This window comes from Candidatus Zixiibacteriota bacterium (genome assembly GCA_026397505.1).
GTDB lineage: Bacteria > Zixibacteria > MSB-5A5 > GN15 > PGXB01 > JAPLUR01.
In genome coordinates this window covers 23236-45791 of record JAPLUR010000113.1, presented here as the reverse complement: position 1 = coordinate 45791, position 22556 = coordinate 23236, and the positions used below count along the sequence as shown (strand labels likewise).

At 52.0% G+C, this 22556-nt stretch carries 18 protein-coding genes; 1 reads left to right on the top strand and 17 read right to left on the bottom strand.

What is annotated here, in order from left to right; genetic code table 11:
* Positions 1–241: 241 nt before the first annotated feature.
* The 14 genes from NT002_11735 to NT002_11670 form a co-directional block, all read right to left on the bottom strand.
* Positions 242–2701: an ATP-dependent Clp protease ATP-binding subunit gene (locus NT002_11735; GenBank protein MCX6829935.1), complete on the bottom strand. Its 2460-nt coding sequence runs from the start codon at positions 2699–2701 to the stop codon at positions 242–244.
* A 69-nt stretch (positions 2702–2770) separates the two neighbouring features.
* Complete coding sequence (locus NT002_11730; GenBank protein ID MCX6829934.1) at positions 2771–3217, bottom strand: hypothetical protein; 447 nt, start codon at positions 3215–3217, stop codon at positions 2771–2773.
* Positions 3218–3269: 52 nt separating this feature from the next.
* Positions 3270–4313: a protein arginine kinase gene (locus NT002_11725; protein MCX6829933.1), complete on the bottom strand. Its 1044-nt coding sequence runs from the start codon at positions 4311–4313 to the stop codon at positions 3270–3272.
* A gap of 5 nt (positions 4314–4318) precedes the next feature.
* On the bottom strand, positions 4319–4840 hold the full coding sequence (locus tag NT002_11720) for a UvrB/UvrC motif-containing protein (GenBank protein MCX6829932.1): 522 nt from the start codon (positions 4838–4840) through the stop codon (positions 4319–4321).
* Positions 4841–4849: 9 nt separating this feature from the next.
* Positions 4850–5581 carry an ABC transporter ATP-binding protein gene (locus NT002_11715; protein ID MCX6829931.1) on the bottom strand — a complete coding sequence of 244 codons (732 nt, stop codon included), beginning with the start codon at positions 5579–5581 and terminating at the stop codon, positions 4850–4852.
* 65 nt (positions 5582–5646) lie between these two features.
* Complete coding sequence (locus NT002_11710) at positions 5647–6879, bottom strand: ABC transporter permease (protein ID MCX6829930.1); 1233 nt, start codon at positions 6877–6879, stop codon at positions 5647–5649.
* Between the two features lie 35 nt (positions 6880–6914).
* Positions 6915–8483 (bottom strand): lysine--tRNA ligase, encoded by a 1569-nt coding sequence (gene lysS, locus NT002_11705; protein MCX6829929.1) that lies wholly within the window; start codon positions 8481–8483, stop codon positions 6915–6917.
* A gap of 7 nt (positions 8484–8490) precedes the next feature.
* Positions 8491–9006: a pantetheine-phosphate adenylyltransferase gene (gene coaD / locus NT002_11700; GenBank protein ID MCX6829928.1), complete on the bottom strand. Its 516-nt coding sequence runs from the start codon at positions 9004–9006 to the stop codon at positions 8491–8493.
* On the bottom strand, positions 8987–9532 hold the full coding sequence (rsmD, locus tag NT002_11695) for a 16S rRNA (guanine(966)-N(2))-methyltransferase RsmD (GenBank protein MCX6829927.1): 546 nt from the start codon (positions 9530–9532) through the stop codon (positions 8987–8989). The genes coaD and rsmD overlap by 20 nt, the downstream gene beginning before the upstream one ends.
* Positions 9532–10386 (bottom strand): hypothetical protein, encoded by an 855-nt coding sequence (locus tag NT002_11690; GenBank protein ID MCX6829926.1) that lies wholly within the window; start codon positions 10384–10386, stop codon positions 9532–9534. The genes rsmD and NT002_11690 overlap by 1 nt, the downstream gene beginning before the upstream one ends.
* Complete coding sequence (locus tag NT002_11685) at positions 10380–10754, bottom strand: helix-hairpin-helix domain-containing protein (GenBank protein MCX6829925.1); 375 nt, start codon at positions 10752–10754, stop codon at positions 10380–10382. The genes NT002_11690 and NT002_11685 overlap by 7 nt, the downstream gene beginning before the upstream one ends.
* Before the next feature lie 89 nt (positions 10755–10843).
* Positions 10844–12352, bottom strand: coding sequence for a glycosyltransferase family 39 protein (locus NT002_11680; GenBank protein ID MCX6829924.1), 1509 nt, complete (start codon positions 12350–12352; stop codon positions 10844–10846).
* Positions 12349–13212 (bottom strand): EamA family transporter, encoded by an 864-nt coding sequence (locus NT002_11675; GenBank protein MCX6829923.1) that lies wholly within the window; start codon positions 13210–13212, stop codon positions 12349–12351. Before NT002_11675 ends, NT002_11680 begins: the two co-directional genes overlap by 4 nt.
* A gap of 142 nt (positions 13213–13354) precedes the next feature.
* A complete protein-coding gene (locus NT002_11670; GenBank protein ID MCX6829922.1) occupies positions 13355–16099 on the bottom strand; it encodes a DUF2723 domain-containing protein in 2745 nt (914 codons plus the stop codon).
* A gap of 161 nt (positions 16100–16260) precedes the next feature.
* Here NT002_11670 and NT002_11665 point away from each other — a divergent pair, with 161 nt between their 5' ends.
* On the top strand, positions 16261–16512 hold the full coding sequence (locus NT002_11665) for a hypothetical protein (GenBank protein MCX6829921.1): 252 nt from the start codon (positions 16261–16263) through the stop codon (positions 16510–16512).
* Between the two features lie 3 nt (positions 16513–16515).
* Here the strand turns inward: NT002_11665 and NT002_11660 are convergent, their stop codons facing one another.
* The 3 genes from NT002_11660 to NT002_11650 are packed head-to-tail and all read right to left on the bottom strand — an operon-like array spanning position 16516 to position 22529.
* Complete coding sequence (locus NT002_11660; GenBank protein MCX6829920.1) at positions 16516–18372, bottom strand: hypothetical protein; 1857 nt, start codon at positions 18370–18372, stop codon at positions 16516–16518.
* Positions 18359–21772, bottom strand: a complete 3414-nt coding sequence (locus tag NT002_11655; GenBank protein MCX6829919.1) for a hypothetical protein — start codon at positions 21770–21772, stop codon at positions 18359–18361. Before NT002_11655 ends, NT002_11660 begins: the two co-directional genes overlap by 14 nt.
* Before the next feature lie 25 nt (positions 21773–21797).
* Complete coding sequence (locus NT002_11650) at positions 21798–22529, bottom strand: DUF4159 domain-containing protein (GenBank protein ID MCX6829918.1); 732 nt, start codon at positions 22527–22529, stop codon at positions 21798–21800.
* Between the last annotated feature and the right edge of the window lie 27 nt (positions 22530–22556).

Here is a 22556-nt window from a genome sequence, read left to right as displayed (position 1 = left end):
CTTCCGAAAGCGCAAAGACTATGTTTCTCCTGCTAAAATCTAACTCGTTATACGACATTAGGTGTCTCCTTTTGAATCAGCTTGTAAATCTTAAGGATACACCTCTTGTCGTTTTTACACACTTATAAAGATATTACCCATTGTTACTCGCCTGTTCCGGTATTTGGGGCAGAAATGCAAAAAAAGCCCTGCCCCCCGTAAGGGGCAGGGCTGAATCTATACTATAATATCGCGCTGATGCCTACTTGGCGACCGGCTCCTGCTTTTTGTCCACGGCCGGCCGGTCGTTGAAAGTGAAGAGCAGTTTCTCTGCATTGGCGCCGATATTCAGGTTGCAGTCGCCGGCGAACTGACCGCGCAGAAGCTCCTCGGCCAGAGGATCCTCAAGGTACTTCTGTATCGCCCGTTTAAGCGGACGAGCACCCAGCATCGGATCATACCCATTGTGGGCCAAAAATTCGCGCGCCGGGTCGGTCAACACGAAACTGATACCTTTTTCGGCCAGACGTTTGGCCACATCGGCCACCAGAATATCGACAATCAGCTTGATATGGTCGATGTCGAGCGAATGGAATACTACCGTCTCGTCGATGCGGTTCAGGAGTTCCGGGTTGAACATCTTGCGCAGTTCCTCGGTGACTTTCTTTTTCATCGAATCGTACGAGGCATCCTCCTTCTCGGCGCCGAACCCCATGGTTTTGCCGTCTTTGATGCGGCGGGTGCCGATATTGGAGGTCATAATCACGACCGTGTTGCGGAAATCGACCCGGCGACCGAAAGAATCGGTGAGCGAGCCGTCATCCATCAATTGCAGCAGGATATTGAATACATCCGGATGAGCCTTCTCGATTTCATCGAGCAGCACTACCGAGTACGGGCGACGCCGTACTTTCTCGGTCAATTGGCCGCCCTCTTCATATCCGACATATCCCGGAGGCGCGCCGATCAAGCGCGACACGGCAAATTTCTCCATGTACTCCGACATATCGATACGGATGAGGGAGTCGGAATCTTCGAACAGGAACCCCGCCAGAGCGCGGGCCAGTTCGGTTTTGCCGACACCGGTCGGTCCCAGGAAGATGAACGAGCCGATGGGACGGCGCGGGTCGCCCAGTCCGGCGCGGGCGCGGCGGATGGCGCGGGTGATGGACAGGATCGCGTCATCCTGCCCGATAATCCGTTTCCTGAGTTCCTCCTCCATGCGGAGCAGGCGGCGCGATTCCTTTTCCTCGAGACGGAACAGCGGAATACCGGTCATTTTGGAAACGACCGCCGCAATATCCTCCTCGCGAAGCACCGTGCGCTGTTTATCGCGCTGGTCATTCCAGTCTTTCTTCATCTCGGCCAGCTTCTCCTTTTTGAATTTCAGTTCATCGCGGAGCTGAGCGGCCCGTTCGAAAGCCTGGTTCTTGACCGCCTTTTCCTTTTCCTCCTGAAGGCGGGTAATTTCGTTCTCGATATCGCTGAATTCCCGCGGTTTGGCGAACGTGGCCAGGTGCGCCCGGCTGCCTGCCTCATCGACAACATCAAGCGCCTTATCGGGCTGGAATTTGCCGGTGATATATCGGTTGGAGAGTTTCACCGACGCTTCAATCGCCTCATCGGAGATTACCAGCTTGTGATGTTCTTCGTACTTATGGCGCAAACCTTTGAGAATCTGGACGGTATTCTCGGTCGAGGGAGCCTCGACCATGACCGTCTGGAAACGACGGTCCAGGGCGCCGTCTTTCTCTATGTACTTGCGGTACTCGTTCAGCGTGGTGGCGCCGATACACTGCAATTCGCCGCGCGACAGAGCCGGTTTGAAAATATTGCTGGCATCGAGCGAACCCTCGGCGCCGCCGGCGCCGACGATGGTGTGCAGTTCATCGATGAAAATGATAACATCCTTGGAATTAATAATCTCCTGCATGACCGCTTTGAGGCGTTCCTCGAACTGGCCGCGGTACTTGGTACCGGCCACCAGCGAGGCCATATCGAGAGTGACCAGCCGCTTGTTTTCCAGCGTCTGGGGTATTTTCCCCTCGACAATGCGCTGCGCCAATCCTTCGGCAATGGCGGTCTTGCCGACGCCCGGTTCGCCGATAAGGACCGGGTTGTTCTTTTTCCGGCGGGAAAGTATCTGGCTGACTCGTTCGATTTCATCCTCCCGGCCGATAATCGGGTCAAGACGCCCGCGGCGGGCCAGTTCGGTCAGGTCGCGTCCGAAATGATCCAGCGCCGGGGTTTTTGATTTTTTCCGTTTCCTCTTAAATGAAGAGGGTTTCCCGCTCTGAATATTCTTGAGTTCTTCGTAAACTTCTTTATAGTCGATTTCGTACATCGACAGTACCTGCGCCGCCACTCCCTCTTCATCCTTGAGCAGGGCCAGAAGGATATGCTCGGTATCGATGTCCTTGGACTTCAGGGCACGCGCCTCCTGTCCGGAGACCTCGAGCGTCTTTTTCGCCCGAGCGGTCAGAGGCAGCTGGCCCATGGTCATCGTGCCGCCGGCCGGCTGAACAACCTCCTCCACCGAGGCTTTCAGGTCCTGTATTTCGAGACCGAGATTGTTGATGATCTCGACTGCTCGCCCCTCCCCGAGGCGAATCAGCCCCAGCAGGAGATGCTCGGTGCCGATATAGTCATGACGAAGCCGGGCGGCTTCATCGCGGGCGTATTCAATCGCCTTGCGAGCCAACTCTGTAAACATCTCGTTCATCTTATTTCACCATCCTATATAAACAATTATTTTCAACTTTGGTTTGATTCATTACGATTTCTTTTATAATTAAGAAATCTCCTTATTCCGAATATTCTCAAGCTCATCCAAAACATCCCAATACGTGATTTTATATTTTGACATCACTCGGGACGCTGATGTTTTTTCATCTGCGAGCATGGCCAGCAGGAGATGCTCGGTGTCTAAATCCTCCGACTCCAGGGCGCGAGCTTCCTCGTCGCAAAGCTGAAGCGTATTTTTCGCCCGGGCGGTCAAAGGCAGCTGGCCCATGGTCATCGTGCCGCCCGCCGGCTGGGCAGACTTCTCAATTGAGTCCTTTAACTCCTTTAAATCAAGGCCGAGATTGTTGATGATCTCGACTGCTCGCCCCTCCCCGAGGCGAATCAGCCCCAGCAGGAGATGCTCGGTGCCGATATGGTCATGACGAAGCCGGGCGGCTTCATCGCGGGCGTATTCAATCGCCTTGCGAGCCAACTCTGTAAACATCCCAGCCATCGATATTCTCAAAGTTTCCTATAAGTGCAATTTCTTTCAATTCTGTTCTGAATCACTTCAATTTTTCTCTCACCATCTCTGCTCTAACAACATCACGCTCGTCCGGGTTCAAATCTTTTCCAAGATATTTTTGCAAATGAGCCGGCTGCGAGAGAAGCAATATTTCATTTATCGACGATACTTCTATGAAATTGATGATGTTCATGGCGACCCCCAGCCTCAGGGCCGAAAGAAGATTCATGACCTCCTCGGAGGTCAGTGCCCGGGCATATTTTAAAATGCCGTAAGCGCGCCAGATTTTGTCGATGATCTGGTTGGGAGCCTCCTGCATAAGTCGGTCACGCGCAACAGCCTCATCCTCGATAATGGAACGCGCCACGCTGCGAATAAGTTCCAGAATATCGTTCTCCATGACGCCGAGCGTGGTCTGGTTGGAAATCTGAAAAAGATTTCCCAGCACATCGGTTCCCTCGCCGTAAAAACCGCGCACAACGACTCCGATCTTGGTGATTCTGGCGATGACTCGGTCGATATCCTTGGTTATGACCAGGCCGGGAAGATGAATAAGCACCGAGGCGCGCATACCGGTGCCGACATTGGTCGGGCAGGCGGTGAGAAATCCAAAATCGGAATCGTAATCGAATTCAAGGAATTTTCCAATTTCGTTGTCGAACTCGCCCGCCAGCCGCAAAGCCTCTTCCGGGGCCAGCCCGGGGGTCAGGGCCTGAATGCGGAAATGATCTTCCTCATTGATCATAATCGAAATCTGCTCTTGATGGCCGACAAAGAGGGCTCCGGCGCCGTCATCCTGCATGAAAGTCGGCGACATCAGGTGCCGTTCGATCAGAAAATCGCGGTCCTGCCGCGAAAGCTCCGAGGCGCGATGGAATTTCCCTGCGGCGAGTTTCTCGGAGTGACCGTAAGCCGAATCAAAATAACCGACCACCTTCTCGCGGGTGGCGCTGTCGGCCGCCGAGGGGTAGATGCATCCGGCCAGATTACGAGCCAGTCGAACGCGGGTGGATAGTACCACCATGCTCTCCTCCCCTACGCCCGAAAGCCAGCCGGTCAAATTTCCCGCCATATCCTCAAACATACCAATTATTCTCCGCTCTTCGGAGCCATGTATTGTTCTCGGAAGTTTTTCAACTTGTCCCGTAAATCGGCCGCCCGCTCAAAATCTTCACTATCAATCGCTTTCTTAAGTTCCGCCTCAAGGCGCTCCTCCTCTTTGACCGGAATCGGCTGATTGGTGCCGGAGGCGGGCAATTTCCCTTTATGCAGCGAGGAGCCGTGTATTCTCCGCATGATAGTCTCCAGTTGGGGACGAAAGGCACGATAGCATTCGCCGCAGCCGAATCTTCCCTGATGGGTGAATTCCTCGAATGTCAGACCGCAGTGGGGGCATCTGATATCCACGGTCGGCTCGGTTTTCTGCGGGAACTGCTGCTGAATTATGCCCGAGAGAATCTCCGCCAGCGGAAAAGGGACATTATCCAGCGGGGAATGAAATCCACGCTTGGCGGCGCAGTCTTTACACAACGAGAGAACCATTTTCTCGTTGTTGACAATCTGTGTCAGGTGAACTGTCGCCTGTTGTTTCTTACAATCCTGGCAAACCATAGTAATTACCTATTTTTCGGTGACCTCATGCATGAGGCCATCCTCTAATCTTACAATTCTGCGGCAGCTTTTGGCCAATTCCAAATTATGCGTCGCTATCAGGAAAGTGGTCCCGCGGGTTTCGTTTAAATCGCAGAGCAATCGGTGCAGCTTTTCGCCGGTCTTAATATCCAGATTACCCGAGGGTTCATCGGCAATAACCACCTCCGGTCTGTTGACCAACGCTCTGGCCACCGCTACCCGCTGCTGCTCACCACCCGATAACTGTCTTGGCCGGTGCTTCAACCTACTTGCTAAACCAACCTCGGCAAGAAGTTGTTCCGCCATGGCCGTCGCTTTGCGGCGGTTTTTGCCGGAAATGAGAGCCGGAATCATCACATTTTCGACCGCCGTAAAATCCTCCATCAGGTAGTGATGCTGAAACACAAATCCAACATGGCTGTTCCGGAAAACGGCCAGTTCCGCCTCACTTTTCTTGAGGAGCGGTTCGCCGCTTATTTCCAGTGTGCCTCGGGTCGGCCGGTCGAGCCCGCCCAAAATATGAAGGAGCGTCGATTTTCCGACGCCCGATTCACCCACGACCGCGACCATTTCTCCCGAATTAACAGCCAGGTCGACGCCTTTCAGGACCTCCAGAGTTCCTTCGGATGTCTCAAAATTCCTGCAGACCCCCCTTGCCACCAGGAGATGGTTGGCGTTGGTTGCTTCCAATTCAGATTCACTCCCTGATAATGCTGTCATAATCTATATACTTATTTTCGCCAGATTCGTCAAATAATTTAGCTAACTCTTCTATTTTCAGCAGGTTATTGTCTCAAAACATCTATCACCGATTGCCGCGCCGCCTGTTGCGCCGGGTAGAGTGCCGCCAGAAAACAGATTATAATTGTAATTATCCCGGCAAAGACAAAATCGAGCGGGTGCACCTCAATCGGGAGATAGCTAATAAAATAGAGATCGGGCGGAAGCGAAATCAGCGCATACTTATTCTGAATCCAGGCTGCCCCCAAAGCCAGCCCCCAGCCAATGATAATGCCTATTCCGCCAACAACTAAGCCGTTGTATATAAAAATCCTGCGAACCGAAGCCGGAGTCGAGCCGATAGTCTTGAGAATCCCGATTTCGGAACGTTTCTCCATCGCCAGCATGACCAGCGCTGATATGATGGAGAAAGCGGCCACCAGGACGATTAAGATAAAGCCTATGAACAAAATTTTCTTTTCCAGAGCAATCCAGGTAAAGAGATTTTTGTGCAAAACATTCCATGGGACAACATCATAACCGTAACCGATGGCATTTCTGATAAGGGTGTCCACTTTATTGGCCAGATATATATCGGTTAATTTCAGGTGAACCGCGGTGACTTCATCATCCATTTGAAATAATCTCTGAGCCGACGCCAGTGATATATAGGCCAGTTCGGCGTCAAATTCATACATGCCGGTTTCAAAAATGCCGGAAATATAGAATTTGGCCACGCGCGGTCGGCTGGAGCGGCGAAGATCCTCGCCCCGGAGAGAATAAAGTACGACCGGGTCGCCGAGATTGACCCCCATCCGGTCGGCCAGAATGGCCCCCATCAGCATCCCCGAGGCGCCCTCGGAGGTATCGGCGGCTGAAGGCAAGTCAAAGGAATATTTCCCTTTGATAATGTCGTCCGCGATATTGGAGGTGCGCTTTTCTTCATCGGGATTGATCGCCCGAATGACGATACCGTCACCTGACGAGGCGGAGGAAATGGCAGCTTTATAATAGATAAAAGGGGAGGCGGCGACAACCGAAGGGATTTTCTCGACCCGGGCAATCAGATCGCGGTAATCGTGAATGGTCATGGAATCGCGGGGGAAGATGGTTATATGCGAGGTGGTGCCGAGCAGCCGTTTTCGCAGTTCCGATTCGAAGCCGTTGTGCATCGACATGACAAAGCAGACCACGGCCACGCCCAGAGTCACCCCGAGGGTGGTTATCCAGGTGGAAACCGAGGTAAAAAAACGGCCGGAATGGAGATACCGGCCGGCTATGAAGCGTTCATAGTACATAGCTGTATCTTATATTGTCCTTATGACATCGTTCATTAGCTCTTACTCTCATTATCAGGTCGACTTGCACTAAAAGATGTATCGATAGTGCCGGTAACTGCCTTTTCCGGGCGCATCTGCGGGAAGAATATCACATCCCGTATCGAATGGCTGTTGGTCAGAAGCATGATCATCCGGTCGATACCGAACCCCAGCCCGCCGGTCGGGGGCATGCCGTAAGAAAGGGCCGTGACATAATCTTCATCGTACTGCTGCGCTTCCTCATCACCGGCCTGCCGCTGGGCCAGTTGATCCATGAAGCGCTGTCTCTGATCCTCGGGGTCGTTCAATTCCGAGAAGGCATTCCCCATTTCGAGCCCGGCAATAAACAGCTCGAATCGTTCGCTCAGGCACGGGTTATCGCGATGCCCTTTCGCAAGAGGGGAAATCTCGCGCGGGAAATCCTTGATTATGGTCGGCTGAATCAATTTCGGTTCCACGAAATGCTCGAAGAACGCCTCCACCACTTTTCCCCAATTGATCAGACCTTCCGAGTCAATCCCGGCTTCTCTGGCTTTCGCCCGGGCGGCCCGGTAATCGAGCGGCAGAAGGTCGGTACCGGTGGTTTCTTTGACGGCATCAATCATGGAGACTACTTTGAACGGAGGTTCAAAATCTATCTCGTATTCTTCATAGGGTATTTTGTATTTACCGTGCAGATCAAACACCGCTTTGCGGAACAGGTCGGCCAGGAGGACCATGATATCATTATAATCGGCGTAGGCCCAGTACAGCTCTATCATGGAGAATTCGGGATTATGCAGGCGGTCCATCCCCTCGTTGCGGAAATCTTTGCAATACTCCCAGACTTTTTCAAAGCCGCCGACAATAAGACGCTTGAGATACAACTCATCGGCGATTCGGAGGTACAGGTCATAGTCGAGCGTGTTATGATGAGTCATAAACGGCCGGGCGGCGGCGCCGCCATAAAGCGGCTGCAGAATTGGCGTTTCCACCTCGAGAAAACCGCGGCTGTCCAGAAACTCGCGAATCGATTTGATGATGCGGCTTCGCTGCGCGAAAGTCTGACGCACCTCGGGATTGACAATCAAATCGGCGTAACGGCGGCGGTAACGCATCTCTTTATCGACCAGGCCGGCATGTTTATCGGGAAGAGGATGAAGCGATTTGGCGAGGAGCTCAAACTGATGCACCTTAAGTGTCTTTTCGCCTGTGCGCGTGACAAAGAGAATTCCCTCGGCGCCGACAATATCACCCAAATCGAGACGGTCAAAGAGGGAGAAGTTCTTCTCGCCCACGATATCGATTTTAAGATAAACCTGTATCTTCCCGGAGAGGTCGTGGATATCGGCGAAGATTGATTTGCCCATTTTCCTTTTGAGCATGATCCGTCCGGCCAGCCGGATACTTGTTTCGGCGGCGGCCAGTTGGTCAAAGGCGGCCAGCGTTTCCGCTATGATGTGCGTCCGGTCATAGCGGTAAGGGTAAGGATTGATTCCTTCATTCCGGAAATCGGCAATTTTCTTCCGCCGGATCTCGATTAATTCATCAAGAGGAATCTGCGGTTCGGTACTTTCGGAATTATGTTCGGGTTTATCACTCATGGCAATGTTATTTCTTTCGTTTGTTGTTCATTTTCTTCCGGATCGCTTCGGCCACCGGCAGGGGAACCAACCCTCTGATAACGCCGCGATTGGAAGCGACATCTTTGACAATAGTCGACGACAGGTACACCCACGACAGTGACGGCATCAGGAAGACCGTTTCCACCGTGCGTACAAGCTTTCTATTCATCAGGGCCATCTGGAATTCATATTCGAAATCGGAGACCGCCCGCAAACCACGAACTATGGCGCAGGCGTTGTACTGCAGGGCCAGTTCCGCCAGAAGGCCGGTAAATTTTATCACCTTAACCCTCTTCATCCCTTTAAGGCTGGCTTTGACCAGTTGGTATCTTTCCTGGTGAGTAAAAAAGGGGTCTTTGCCGGCGTTTTCGGCGACCGCTACAATGAGATTATCAAACAGGGGAGACGCTCGTTCCACCAGGGAAAGGTGTCCGTTGGTGATAGGGTCGAAAGTCCCGGGATAGATCGCGGTCTTGGCGGTTTTATGTTTCTTTGTGGGCATAAAATGTCACCTCAGTCTGGCCGAATTTCCTGTTTTTCAAGATAATCATTCTGTCGCTTTCGGTCGCAGCGCCGGAACGATGCTCAATAATAAGGAATCCATCAGGCGCAAGCAAGTTATATTGAAGAACGGTCTGGATGATCTCTTGGGGAGCAAATCTGTCATAGGGGGGGTCGGCGAATATCAAATCAAATTGCTCTCCCCGTTCGGAAAGATGGCGGCAAGCTTTGATATAGTCGGCCTGAATGATTTCCTCAATCAGTTCCAGCCCTTTCAGATTTCGTCTGATTGCTTCGGCCTGCTGATGAGCAATTTCGATAAACACCGCCGATTGCGCACCATGCGAGAGAGCCTCGATACCCAGCGCACCCGATCCGGCAAAAATATCGAGGACACGTTTATCCTCGATATCATTCATGAGAATATTGAAAATCGCCTGGCGGACTTTGTCGGTGGTCGGCCGAGCCTCCAGGCCGGGAGTGGATTTCAGAAGCCGCCCTCGGTATATGCCGCCGGTGATACGCATTAGAGATCAACCGTAAGCCCGAGACTGACCAGATACTGGCAAGCCAGCGAGGCCAATTCCGGGGCGAATTGTTCTGTTTTGGGTTCGGGAAGCGCCGCCCTGAGATGCATCGCCTCGCTTATCTTTCCGGCCAGAGATAAATCGGCCATGGTTCCGGTGAGAAGTATCAACGATAGCGGCGCGGTGTGGCCGGCATTGAAAAGAAGCATCCGCCGGAAAGCGATGGTGGCAACCAGATCTGCCAGATAACCGTTTATACCGATCGTGTCGCTTTCCATTACCGGAGGTGATGATTCCATGCCGCCGACCGAAACCGGGAGATCGCTTTCCATAAAGCAGTATGAAGTATAGCCGGGGCCGATATCAATAAGAGAGATAAGCTCGCCTCCCTCGGGCCGGCAAAAGTGCTTATAACCGGCGGCCAGCGCCAGTGAGCGGAGCCGGAAACCGGCCGGCCGGGTCAACTGCTGCTCCAGCAGCGATATTTTTTCACCTATCAGTTCGCGATTGTACGCCACCGCCAGCTTTTCAAGATCGCCGTTGAGGGGATAAGTTTCCAGAAAGTACCGGTCGGAATCATCGAGCAGAGTCGAGGTAAATTCAAACAGCGCCAGTTTTTCCGGATCGAGAGTGCTGTCTTTTGGGATTTGCACCGAAGTGATAATGGCATCTTTCTCATATACCGAGAAGTGGAAATCCCCCTCTTCGCCGAACTGCTTGCGAAGGTCCTGCCCCAGGTCAAATTCGCCGAGGAAATCAATCTGGAATTTCCCGGACTCGGAGGAACGGCGAGCCAACTGAAGATGCGAACCGACCGGGTCGCCGCCATAACGTCGGGCGCGTAATTCTACCATGGCGTCACCTCAACGTAAGGGCGGATTTTTTCATACATGCGGTTGCCAATCCCTTTGACCTTTATTATATCTTCCGGCTTTTCAAAAGGCCCGGCGCTGTCGCGAAATGAGACGATACGTTCGGCCAGGGCCGGTCCAATGCCGGGAAGAAGTTGGAGCGAATCTGCGGGGGATAGGTTAAGATTGACTTTAATGATGGTATCGTGATGTTTTGCCTCGGTCGGCACGGGATGCAGAGGTTCCGCGCCGACAGTGCCGATTGTTTCATAACTTCCGGCAAAGCGGCTCAGGGAGAAGACAAACAGAACTCCCGAGAAAAAGAGCAGTGCTTTTAACTGTGCCGCTGATAAACCGGTAAATCGAGCCATAATCTCTCAAAACTACTTGTCGAGGCGATGGCCCAATATATAAAACCATCCGTAAAAAGCAACTCCCATCAGGGAAAAAGTGTCCATCTTTAATCCTTCTTGAAAACCCATGATTCATTGGTGAAATTGTGCGCCGGATTCATTAAATGAAGCAATCGATCCAGAGCCGAGGGCGTGGCGTGAAAAACCTCTTTCATCGGCCCGAAGTGATCGACCAGTGTATCCAGGTGGCGGCTCAAGGCGGTGTCGGTGAAGATGACGAAATAGTTTATGGAATCGAATTTATAATAGAAACGGTTGGAGGGGCCGAGCATTTCCCAATTTTCTATTTTTATCGGGACCGGACTGGAAAAACCGGCGTAAGCATAGGGGACCAGATTGTTCCGTTCGGTGCGGTCAATCAAGAGATTTCTGACATCTGGTTGTTTGGACAGATAGACAAACGGCTCCACCGAACCTTTGTGCCCATAATGTACTGTGAAGACGGCCAGCAGGGCGATATTGATCACGAGAGCGGCAATACCTGAAATCTTGAACAGGCGGCGATGAACGGGGGCAATCCGATTCCCGGAAAGCCAGCTTTCCAGGCCGATGGTTCCCATGACGATGAGCAGAGGAAAGATGGGGATAAGAAAGCGCTCTTCCTTATGTCTGATGAAACTATGTGCGATAAAGAATAGCGCCGCCGCCGAAAAGATTATGAGATGCCGGGCAACGATTCTCCTGCGGAAAAAGGAAAAGATGAAGTAGAAGGAGAAAGGCGGGATGAGGACGGCCAGGACAAGTACGGCATAAGTCCAGAACGGCTGCGGAATCGGCGGAGCGCCGGGCGGATAGATGACGCTGCTGAGAATATTAATGGTCGATCGCCCGAAGCCGCCCAGATATATCATATCGAGCGTGCCGCTGAAAAGAAACATCGCCAGCAGACCGGAAGCAAAATAAAGCGCCGGGCGGATGTTCCGGGTCAGATACCATGCAGCCCAGGGGATCATTATCACCGCCAGAGCGGCATTGAAGCGTATCATCCAGCTTAGGCCGGCCAGCAAACCGGAAACAATCATCAGGCGGCTGTCATTTTCCTCCGTGCCTTTCCAGGCAAAGAAGAGTGCCGGAAGCAAGAAGTCAGCGGAGACCTGCTCGATCAGGTTTCGCACCGAGAGATAGGGCATCAGAAAATGCCCGGCCAGTATCATCCCGGCCAGCAGGGCATAATTGCTTTTCCCGGTCGCCCGATGGACATATTTATAGCCGAACCAGACGGTCAGGAGAGAAAGAATCGCATGCACCGCTCTGACGAAGTACATCATGCCGTCGAGATTCTCTATTCCAAGCGCTTTGAGCACGGTCATCTGGGTATACAGAAAGAGCACATAGAGCGGCGAGCGGCCGATATCACCCGGCTGGACGGCATTCCACTTCAACAGGCCGTCTTCGTTGAGCAGTCCCGATTGGATGCCGTCATAAGCAACCTGGACGGTTTCGTAATGGTCATCCGAAGCCATGTATCCTTTGGAATAGACTACCGCTATGAGACGCAGAAGCAGCGCCACTGTCAGGCAGGTCCAGAGGGGATGTCTTTGAATGAATCGTTTCATTTGCTCCCTCTTCTGACAACCAGAAAGACCCCGGCCAGAATTAGAAGCGATCCAATCCCGGCCCGAAATGATAATCTCTCGGACATGAAGAAATATCCCAGGATAAGTGCAATGATCGGAGTTATGAATCCGATCTGGGAGACAATAATAGCGCGCAGTCTTTTCAGCAGCCAGTAGTATCCGAGAAAAGCCACGACGGTGCCGAATACGGCAAGATAAAACAAGGCGGTGACCGATTTGAAAGTTATCCGGAAAGCATTCAGCGGCTCGAAAATGAAAGCAGTCAAAACAATAATAAGAGCGCCCAGAATCATCTGGATGGAGGCCATGACGGCAATATCATATTCCTTGAGACGGGCGCGAATGTAAACTGTCCCGTAGGCCGAGGCGGCTGCGGCCAGAAGGACAAGCAGTGTTCCCAGAAAAACAAATCTGGACTGGAGCAGAGAGTCGTAGGAGACAACGGCGGTACCCAGAAAGCCGATTACCAGACCGACCCATCCCCAAAGGTTGAGAGATTCCTCGCGCAGCATGAAATGAGAAATGCCGGCCACAAAAAAGGGAAAGGAAGCAAAGAGAACGGCCGTCAGAGCCGAATCGATGTAAACCTCCGACCGATAGACAAGCATATAACTGAGACCATACATGAATATGCCGGGTATGGCCACTTTCCCTAATTCTTTCCAGGAGCGGGGGAATTTGGCGCTTCGAAACCGGCTGATTACAAGAACCATCAGGCCGGCAATCACAAAACGGAGCCCGGCCGACCAGAGCGGCGGAGAATCCTCCAATCCGACCTTTATGGCCATCCAGGTTGAACCCCAGATAAGACAGAGAAGCGTATATATCAGAATTGCCATGCCGAGGAATTAACCGTGCCGGGCGGTTAATGTCAATCCATTATTGTGCGGCGCCTTGGGGAACTCGCGCATTCATAAAAGAATCCCGGTGGCGATATTCATTTCCATCGTCACCGGGATTGAAAGAGATATGCCCGGGTTCTTAAGGCCCGGTGGGTATTTCACCGCCCGGTGCTCCCTGTGGAGCGGGCGGCTGGGACATATCCAGAACCGACCGTACCAGGGGATCGCTCAGATTAATCTTATAAGCGGCGTACATCTGTGTGGCCTTGATTATCTCCGAAGATCGCTTGGTATCAAAGAGAACCTGCATTAACTTGCGATAGGCATAGGCGCTGTTGGGATTGGCATCGAAAGCCTCCCACAGCAGGGCCAACCCGCCCTCAACATCGCCGCGATAATATTTCGCCAGCCCCAGATCCTGGATGTAAAAGAGGCTGGATGGATTTCTCCGGTGCAAATCGGCCAGTGTCCGCTCCATACCGGCGAGGACGCTGTCGGCTTTAGCCGTATCGCCATCCTTCTTATATTCCTGGGAAAGGGTGACATAAGCCTGGAAAAATTCGGGGTATTTATCGACAATGAAATGAAGCATCTCCAGACCCCTTTCTTTCTGCCCGGTTCTCTGGAATTCATCATATATTCTCAGAGCATTGAATCCCAGCGTGAGCATGACTCCCGAGGCGTTTTCATCCCGAAATATGGTGGGATCATTCAGGCCGTCATATTTATAGACTTCGGTGAACAGCCGATGGCCGCTTTCGACGTCAATTTTGCGCCCCGGCGGATTTTTCACCATCTTATAAAGCATACCGTCGGCAATCGACAGGTCGCGCAGCTTGAGCGGCGATTCGGCATACGGCTCCGAGGAGAAATAAACGGGGTTTTTCCAGTTGTTGGTCAGGACCACGTCATCCATCAGCATGTCCTGAAGTTTCATCACTCTTCCCTCATAGGGGAGAGGAATCAAATAGGTTTTCCGTTTCCGCGGACGGTCATAGAACGTCTCTTTCGGCCGCATGATCTCCTCGCCATCGTAGTCAAAAGGATACCAGTATATCTGGTCGTCCGTGAGCGATAACGGCACCCCGTGATCTTTCATTTGGGCCACGTACCAGTCGGTATTGAAAAGGGAAAGATTGACCACATGAACGTCTTTACGGAGGCCATACACCGCTTGTACGCACCATAAGGGGAAAGTATCGTTATCACCGGATGTGAAGAGTATGGCGTCCTTTTCGCATGTCTGGAGAATATTATAAGCGTAAATGTAAGGGTAATAATTTCGGGAACGGTCGTTCGTGAAATAGTTATGCGCCAGAGCCAGCGAAGGGAGGAAGATCATCAGCGACATGGCCAGCATGGCCGGTCTTTGATAGGCCGCCGGCCGGGCGCTTGCGGTTTTGGCACGTACCCATTCCATCAGGGCGGCGGCCCCTATCCCGATGGCGAGGCCAAAATAGATGAAGGCCGGGGTGAAGAAATAATCCCGGTTTCTCACCTCAAGATAGGCATCACCTGTCCGCTCATTGTATTTGATACCGTCGGCGAAGTTCATGTAAAGAACCAACCCCACCGTCGCCAGGAGAAGGAAGATCAGAAACGGCAGGCCGATCTCCATTTTCTTCCGGATCATGAAAACGACTCCGAAAAGTCCCATCAGGAAAAGCAGGCCGAAGACTTTGGGATTGCTGTACTGGTCTTCGAAATAGCTCCAGAAGCCCATATTGGCATGCCGTCCGAATTGATGCGACCAGGTGCCGCGCCGTTCGAACATGCGGTCCACCATCGATTGTCGGCCGTACTGCTTGCGGTCCAGGAAATCGACAAAGGACTTAAAGCTCCGGGAGGTTTTATTCATATCGATTTCCGGGTCGAGCGCGGAACGGATGGGAATGAGCAGATGGAAAGAAAAACCAATCACGGCCACAAGAATAATTATGATACCGGTTCGCCATTCCGATTGGCGGAAGAAATAAGCGGCCAGCAAAAGCACGAGTGAACCGCCGATTATTCCAAAAAGGAACTCGTAGAATCCGATCATAATCATGGAGAAGGCGGCGATACCGATCAGGATCGGCCAGTTGATATGACGGTAAACCATGATTGCCACGATGGTCAGGAATATGATCGAAAGGGCAATGAAGGCCGGGAATCCGCCGCGCCCATTGGAGACCATGATAATGGCCAGCAATTCGGCCACAAAAAAGGCACAAAGGGCCACCCAGGCTCTGGGCGGGGCATCTTTTTTGAGGATAAAGAAAATCGCCGCCACCGGGATGATCAGAAAAGTGGCCAGATGGGCGGCCACGCTGAGCATGCCCAGATAGCAGGCCAAAATTATTATTCGATTTCCTTTGGGCGTGTCGCGATGTTCATAATATAAAAGCAGCAACCATAGAATCATCGTCATCAGCATCATCGAGATGCCAAAGACCTCGGCCTCCACGGCATTGCCCCAGTGCGAGGCAGAGAAGGCCATAAAAAAAGCGCCAATGGTGCCACCGAGGTAAGCAATGACGCGCTTCCAGCCGTCAAATTCGGTATTGGCATACCAATATTTTATCATCCGAACCACCGACAGATAGCCGAAGAAAGCGACAAAGGCGGAGCCTATCACGGAAAGCATGTTTATGCGGAAAGAGATATCGGCGGCAATAGGGAGGACAGAGATTACTCTCCCCAGAACGACAAATAGCGGCCAACCCGGAGGATGCGGGACGCCCAGAGTATAAGCGCAGGCGATAAATTCCCCGCAGTCCCAGAAAGAAAGAGTCGGCGCAACTGTCATTCTATAAATGACAAAACTGAAAAGGAAGACCAGACCGGCAATGATGGCGTTGGTCCGGTCAAAACCTTCTCCGGGCAAGTATCGTTTAATCTCCAATCTTCCTCCTAAAGCTCAAGACAGACCTTCCGATATACAGGAAGAGCCTGAAAATTATACAAATTCTGAAAATATTGGCACAAATATAAGAAGAATAACAGAATTCACAACATTTTTCTGAACCTGTTTATCCCCCGGGAGATAGGTTTATTGGAGGTAATATGTTTATCTGGTGTACAATGTTGTTTCTCTTGGGCATAGCCGCCTTCCTGGATTCTCTTTTCAATTATGGAGAGATTTTCCGGCAAATCAATTCGGTCCTTTTTATGTTTATTTCGCTTGGTCTCCTGGTCAGGACAACCACCAAGATGAAAGCGCGAAAGATCGAAAGCTACGAAAATCGAATTGGGAGTCTGGAATCAGAGTTGCGGGCTATCAAAACAGAGCGGGAGAAAACGCCGGCTGAATATTAATCGTTATCCCGGAAGGCGATACCCTTCCAACTCCTGGAGTTTCAATCGCACTTCGCCCACAAAGGGGTAGTTGCCGAATTTCTCCAGAAGCGTTTTATAGATTTCGGCCGCCTGCTTTTTGCCGTCTATTTTGCCGAAAAAGATATCTCCTTTGAGCTTCAAACAATAGGGAAAGAAGTAGTTCTGGGGGTACAGCTTCTCGGCTTCATCGATCGTCCCAAGCGCCCTTAGTGTATCCCCCTGTCCGATATAGAATTGGGCGAGTTTGTAAATTGCCGGGCCGGAAAGAGGGGATTCCCCAACGGCAACTATTGCCTGAAGGCGGTTTTCGACCGAATCGGGCATCAAACGATTTTCGAAAAAGAGGGCCTCGGCATAAGGGGTCAGCACATCGGGGGCGGAACCCGATGCCTCACCAATAATCAGGCTGTTGACCAGAGCATCATTGACATAGAAACCGCGAGGATAGGTTTCAATAACTTTCCTGAAAGCGATATTTGCCTCATCGAACTGATGCCGAAAGAGCAGGATCATGGCCACGGCATAGTCGGCGAATTCCCTCTCTTCTGTTTTGATCCGTTCTCGCTGCAGATTCAGGAAAGCGGCTTCCGCCGAATCGAGCTTTCCCTCTACCAGGAGCATTTTGGCCATTTCCAGGGCAGCCCGAACATTATAAGAGGAAAAGGCAAAAGCCGAGGAGACGATCCGATAATAGACGCGGGCCGAATCGTATTGGCGAAGGTTATAGCGATAGATATTTCCCGTCTCCAACATCGCTTCGGCCTGATCTCTGGGTTGCGGGTACCTGGCAGCGATCTCTTTATATTGGGCAATCGCCTGCGGAAAGCGTCCCACCCCGGCCAGCGCCTCGGCATAGTAGAATTTATATTCCGATAGTGACCAATTGGAGGCATACTTGCGGTCGATATATTCCGCCGTTTTCAGCACCTGTTCATACAATTTTCTTTCGCGGCATTGCCGCAGGTATATAAAAAGCTCGCGCCCGTCGCTCTGTGTGAGCGAATCAAGAAGGATCGTGACATTGTAGGCCTCGGCATACTGATTATTCTTTATATAAGCCTCATTGAGCATCCTCAGGGCCGGAATTTTATTCGGCACGGAATCGAGAACCGTCTTTAGCCCCCGAATCACTTCCGGCGGTGCCCCCTGTAACCGGATCATCCCGGCAATCTTGCGGTCAACATCCCGTGCCTTGGCGGTATCGTTTCCCAGTCCCCGGAAACATTCCAGAACAGCATCATAATAGGCCCCCTTCATCTCCAGTAGGGAGGCCATCTCAAGGCCAAAAAGGTTATTATTTTTGAATTCCTTTCGTTTTTCCTGAATCAATTTCAAGGCCCGGTCCCCTTCGCCGTAGTTGATGAGTAGATGCAACGTGGAGTAAACGATATCAGGATTGTCGGGGAAAAGCCGTTCCGTCTCCCTGACTTGTTCGTCAATAAGGGAGTCGGCGCCCATCCGGAGATAGAGATCAAGCAACAGATATTGATTTCTATAATCCGATGGTTTTCGGGCTAATCGGTCGCGCAATAAAGCTTCCGCTCTGGCATTGTCTTTGAGCGCCCCATAGCAGTTCAACATGAGATCGACCAGGGTTTCGTTATCCGGCTCCTCGGCGTAGTAAGTTTCGAGCAGATTAATGGCGCTGATATAAGCCCCCTGCGCGATAAGCTGCCGAACTACGGCCAGCCGGCCATCCCGGCCGGAAATGACCGATTGGCTGTCGCCGGGGAGGATGCGGGTAGGAGGTTGCATCGGCTCCGACTGAGCCGCCACAATCGGTACGCCCAGAGCGACCCATATTCCCAAAAGAAATAGAATTGCTTTACTTATTTTCATAATCTGGGGTGGCCGGAGCGGATTCGGTTTTCTCGAGGAGGGCCTTAAAATAGGCTTTTATATGCTGTTCATATTCGGGGGGATAGCTTTCATCGAGAAATTGCCGCAATTTATCCTCAACCTTAAGTCCGCCCTGAAGCTGATCGCCCGATAGAGCCGGCGGCGAATTGCGCAGAATATCTTTTCCGGTCTCAGCTTTGCGCTGTTCGGTGAAATCCTTTCTTTGCATGGTGCGGGCGGCATCGAGCATGCGGGAGTACACTTTAAGCTGACGCTCCAATGTCTCCTGACCGACCGGGCCGGAACTTAGTTGATCGACGATCTCTTCCATATCTTTCGAGATGGCGTCCAGACGGCCAAGCACCTCGCGGCTGTCGCCGAATTCCTGCTCGAGTTGCTCCAGCGATTTATGGATTCCATCCTGCTCGGCGGCAAGGCGCTGCATTGCTTCACGGTCGCCGGGGCTTAAGTCTTTTGGGTTCTGGCACTGCGACTGGGTTTTCCGATTCAGCATATCCTGACGGTCGCAGAGGGAGTTGAGTTTCTGGGTCGGCTTATTGCACGAACCACCCTTGTTGCAATTTTTTTGAGATTCGAGCGCATCAAGCATCCGAACCGCCGCCCGGTTGAGATTATAGAGCGCCTCCTGCTGATAAGTGCCTCCCTCGGCTCCGAAGCGGTTGGTAAACTTGTCGATCGAAAGGTCCATATTGGCCATAGCCTTCTGGACAAGATTATCCAATTCCGCGGCGATAAAAGGAGACTCTTTCCCCATTTCGACGATTCTTCGGGCCAGCCCGCCCACCGATTCTTTCAAAACCTGTTGCTGCGCGGCCAGATCGCGAAGGACCTCGGATTGACCCTGAATCATCGCCGCCTGGTCGATCAAAACCTCCTGATTGTCGGAAAGGTAGTTGATATCATCAATCGCCTCGCGCATCTTGCCGGCAATTTCACTGTCGCCCCCCTGACACATGCTGGCCTGACCCTTCTGCATGGAATCGAGCATCGAAAGAAGTTTGGAAAGGGCCTGCTTGCCTTCATTGAGGGCAGGGTCTTTTTTCTTACCGGAAAGATTCTGAGACATGTTTTCCATATTCTGCCCGGCATCATTCTGCTCCACCGCCTTGCAGAATTGATCCGCATCCTGGGCCTTGCTGTAAGGGGTCTCTTTAAGCATCTGCCGCAATTCCTGAGCCTGGCGTTTCAGATCATCAAGCTGGTCTTTCACTTTCTTTTCTTCGGGAGCAAGTGAGGGGAGTTTCTCGGCGGCCGAATCCGAGGTATTTTGATTCATCTTCTCCTGTTTGGCGGCCAGCTCCCTGGCTATCTCGGTCAGAGCATTAACCTTCTGCTCGATTTTCATTTTCTTAAGAAGGGCGATCGTACGGTCCAGCCGCTCCATCAATTCCTGCTGGGAAAGCTGAAAATCTTTAAGCGCCTGTTCCAATTGTTTGGGATCCATTTTCTTGAGCGCTTCCATCAATTTCAACCTTGTCTCGCGCATTTCCGGAGTGGCGATCTCCTCGAACAGCTTCTGAATTTCCACCAATTTTTCCAGGACTTCCCGGCTGGTGGCGCGATTTTCCTGCATCTTGTTGACCAGATTTTCCATTTGTTTGGCCGCATCCTGAACCTGTTTCTCTACATCACCCTGCTTATTGGCGATTTCCTCAAGCTCCTGCTGGTGCTGCCAGGCAAGCTTCTTATCGCCGCTGTTTTTTTCCTCCTCAAGCTTGCGGGCGATATTTGTCAGCCGTTCCGCCAGTTCCTTCTGCGCCTTCATCGATTCTTCCGCCCGGTCGATATTCTGGTTCTGCTCCCGCTCGGTCTGCGAAATGATCTCATCCAGAGAGGGGAGACGGGCGATATACTGCCGCGACACGGTCACCTTCGGGCCGCTGATACGGTCGTTATCGGCCAGCTCGAAATGATACTGCACGTAATCGGAGGGCTGAAGGTAGAGCGGCTCGATATCCCAGGCGAAATCGATTTCACCCTCGGTTTTGATCCGATCGGAGAAATGAAGCACGGCGATTTTTTCTTCACCTTTATTACCGCCGGAAATGATATTGTACTTCAGAATCAACGAGGAGAAACCGTAATCATCGGAAATGCGCAGCAGAAGCGGAACAATCATATCCTCGTTGAGATTCATATCACCGCCGGGGCGGATTACCTCGATAACGGGGTAATCGTCGGGGATAGCCGTAATCTTGTATTCGATCGGGTCGGGGTTGACCTCGTTCTGCTTATCCATCAGATGAATTACATACCGGCGGTCTTTTTCCACCCGGAACGATTGTTCGGCCGTTAGGCCGTTTATCTCAAAAGGCGAGCGGGAGGAATCTTCAAATAACATCTCGGCTTTGACAGAAGGGAGATTGGTCTCGATTTTCATGGTAACCCGTGTTCCCAGGACAGCGGAAATGTTGCCGTCGTTTTCATCGATGACCGCCGGGGCAAGGCCGGTATAATCGGGGTAGAAGAGCGAAAGTTTGATCCCGGTCACACGCGGACGATCGACCACCTCGATATGAGCGGTTGGAGTAGTAATTCTTCCGGCGCGGACATAATATTCGAGCGGCCGCCGAGCCTGCTTGACAGTCGTGAGTATCAGTGCCGAGTCGCCAAACGATGAAGGATGATGTGCGATTCCGATCAGATTGATTTCGGTTTTCTGCCAGTTTCCCTCGGTGAATCGGTAATAAACCACAGCCTTATCGGGGAATTTGTCCCCTTTTATCACTGCCCCGATATCGATATCACGGTACTTGATGGCGGTAAAATCGCCCGGATAAGTGCTGAGCGTATATCCCAGGGGCGGGATGATAAGTTCGGTCGGGCGGGAATAAACCTCGTAAGAAAAACTGAAGAGGCCGGGGAATAGAAGCAGCATCAGCAGGGCCGCCGCGCCGGTCAGAGCCAGATTCCTCAGATTGTGCCAGAAAGGATAAGCCGAAATTATCTCGTTAAAATTAAGGTCGGTGCTTTTCTGTTCGGCCTGAAGAAGCGTGGCATAAATCAAATCGGTCGAATAGCCGGCCAGATCCGATTCTTTCGACTCGGAAAACTGCAGCGCGGCAATCAGGCGTCCTTTCAGGTCCGGAAATTTCTTTTCCAGTTTCAGCGCCGTTGTTTCGGCGGAACCATGGAACAGGCGGGAGAAAGCCAACCGCCAGAAGATATAGAGAAGTGCCAACCCTGATGTCGCCAGTAGAATTATCTTAACCCATACCGGTATGACTACCACCCCGGCCAGCAGGGAAAGGACAATCATCACGACCAGAAAACCCATGACCGTTCCGGCGAGGCCGGCGGCAAAGAGGAGCGCCCGTTCGCGGTTCAGAGTGCGCCTGATCCGCTTTTTCAGCCCGGCAATTCTTTCGTGCTCTTTCATATTGTTCCTTGTCAGCCCTTCGACCTTAATGGGTCAGGGCATAGACTAAAATATTCATCCCCATTTTCAGGGCCGCTTCCCGCTTTTCGGGCGGATCGTTGTGCACCTGCGGGTCCTCCCAGCCATCACCTATATCGGATTCATAGAGGTAATACAATACCACGCGGCCATCGATCGTTATCCCGAATCCCTGGGGTGGTTTGTTGTCGTGCTCGTGGATTTTGGGCGGGCCGGTGGAAAAATCGTAATAGCTGTGGTAAATCGGATGGTCAAAAGGGAGTTCCACCAGCGGCCGCTCGGGGAAAAGAGCCGCCAGTTCCTTTTTTAGATTCTTCTCCATCCCGTACGAGTCGTTGATAAACAGAAAACCGCCTCCGGCCAGATAGGTTCGCAGGCGAACTTTTTCATCATCGGTGAATTTCATGATCCCATGCCCGGTCGCGAACAGAAACGGGTACCGGAACAGGTTATCATCCATTATCTGGATAGTCTTCTCCTCGGGATCGATCGGGAAATTGCTGTTTTCCCGAAGGAATTTGAGGAAATTGGGGATCGAGGATCCGCCCCAATACCAGTCGCCGCCGCCGCTGTAGTGAAGCCGCGCCACCGTGACCGCCGAAGGGTTGATTGACGGGGGTGGGGGAGGGGGCTGAGGCACGCGCAATTGTGGCGGAAGCATGCCCCGCCGCTCCTGAGCGCCGATCGGGTTTGCGATAAATAAGGCAAGTAAAATAGCAAGCAAGTAAATTCTGGGCATAGTTACACCATCATATTAATATACTAC

Coding starts and splice junctions, on each gene's coding strand:
- NT002_11735 (MCX6829935.1), bottom strand. CDS start 2,701: ATGAACGAGATGTTTACAGAGTTGGCTCGCAAGGCGATTGAATACGCC.
- NT002_11730 (MCX6829934.1), bottom strand. CDS start 3,217: ATGGCTGGGATGTTTACAGAGTTGGCTCGCAAGGCGATTGAATACGCC.
- NT002_11725 (MCX6829933.1), bottom strand. CDS start 4,313: ATGTTTGAGGATATGGCGGGAAATTTGACCGGCTGGCTTTCGGGCGTA.
- NT002_11720 (MCX6829932.1), bottom strand. CDS start 4,840: ATGGTTTGCCAGGATTGTAAGAAACAACAGGCGACAGTTCACCTGACA.
- NT002_11715 (MCX6829931.1), bottom strand. CDS start 5,581: ATGACAGCATTATCAGGGAGTGAATCTGAATTGGAAGCAACCAACGCC.
- NT002_11710 (MCX6829930.1), bottom strand. CDS start 6,879: ATGTACTATGAACGCTTCATAGCCGGCCGGTATCTCCATTCCGGCCGT.
- lysS (MCX6829929.1), bottom strand. CDS start 8,483: ATGAGTGATAAACCCGAACATAATTCCGAAAGTACCGAACCGCAGATT.
- coaD (MCX6829928.1), bottom strand. CDS start 9,006: ATGCCCACAAAGAAACATAAAACCGCCAAGACCGCGATCTATCCCGGG.
- rsmD (MCX6829927.1), bottom strand. CDS start 9,532: ATGCGTATCACCGGCGGCATATACCGAGGGCGGCTTCTGAAATCCACT.
- NT002_11690 (MCX6829926.1), bottom strand. CDS start 10,386: ATGGTAGAATTACGCGCCCGACGTTATGGCGGCGACCCGGTCGGTTCG.
- NT002_11685 (MCX6829925.1), bottom strand. CDS start 10,754: ATGGCTCGATTTACCGGTTTATCAGCGGCACAGTTAAAAGCACTGCTC.
- NT002_11680 (MCX6829924.1), bottom strand. CDS start 12,352: ATGAAACGATTCATTCAAAGACATCCCCTCTGGACCTGCCTGACAGTG.
- NT002_11675 (MCX6829923.1), bottom strand. CDS start 13,212: ATGGCAATTCTGATATATACGCTTCTCTGTCTTATCTGGGGTTCAACC.
- NT002_11665 (MCX6829921.1), top strand. CDS start 16,261: ATGTTTATCTGGTGTACAATGTTGTTTCTCTTGGGCATAGCCGCCTTC.
- NT002_11660 (MCX6829920.1), bottom strand. CDS start 18,372: ATGAAAATAAGTAAAGCAATTCTATTTCTTTTGGGAATATGGGTCGCT.
- NT002_11655 (MCX6829919.1), bottom strand. CDS start 21,772: ATGAAAGAGCACGAAAGAATTGCCGGGCTGAAAAAGCGGATCAGGCGC.
- NT002_11650 (MCX6829918.1), bottom strand. CDS start 22,529: ATGCCCAGAATTTACTTGCTTGCTATTTTACTTGCCTTATTTATCGCA.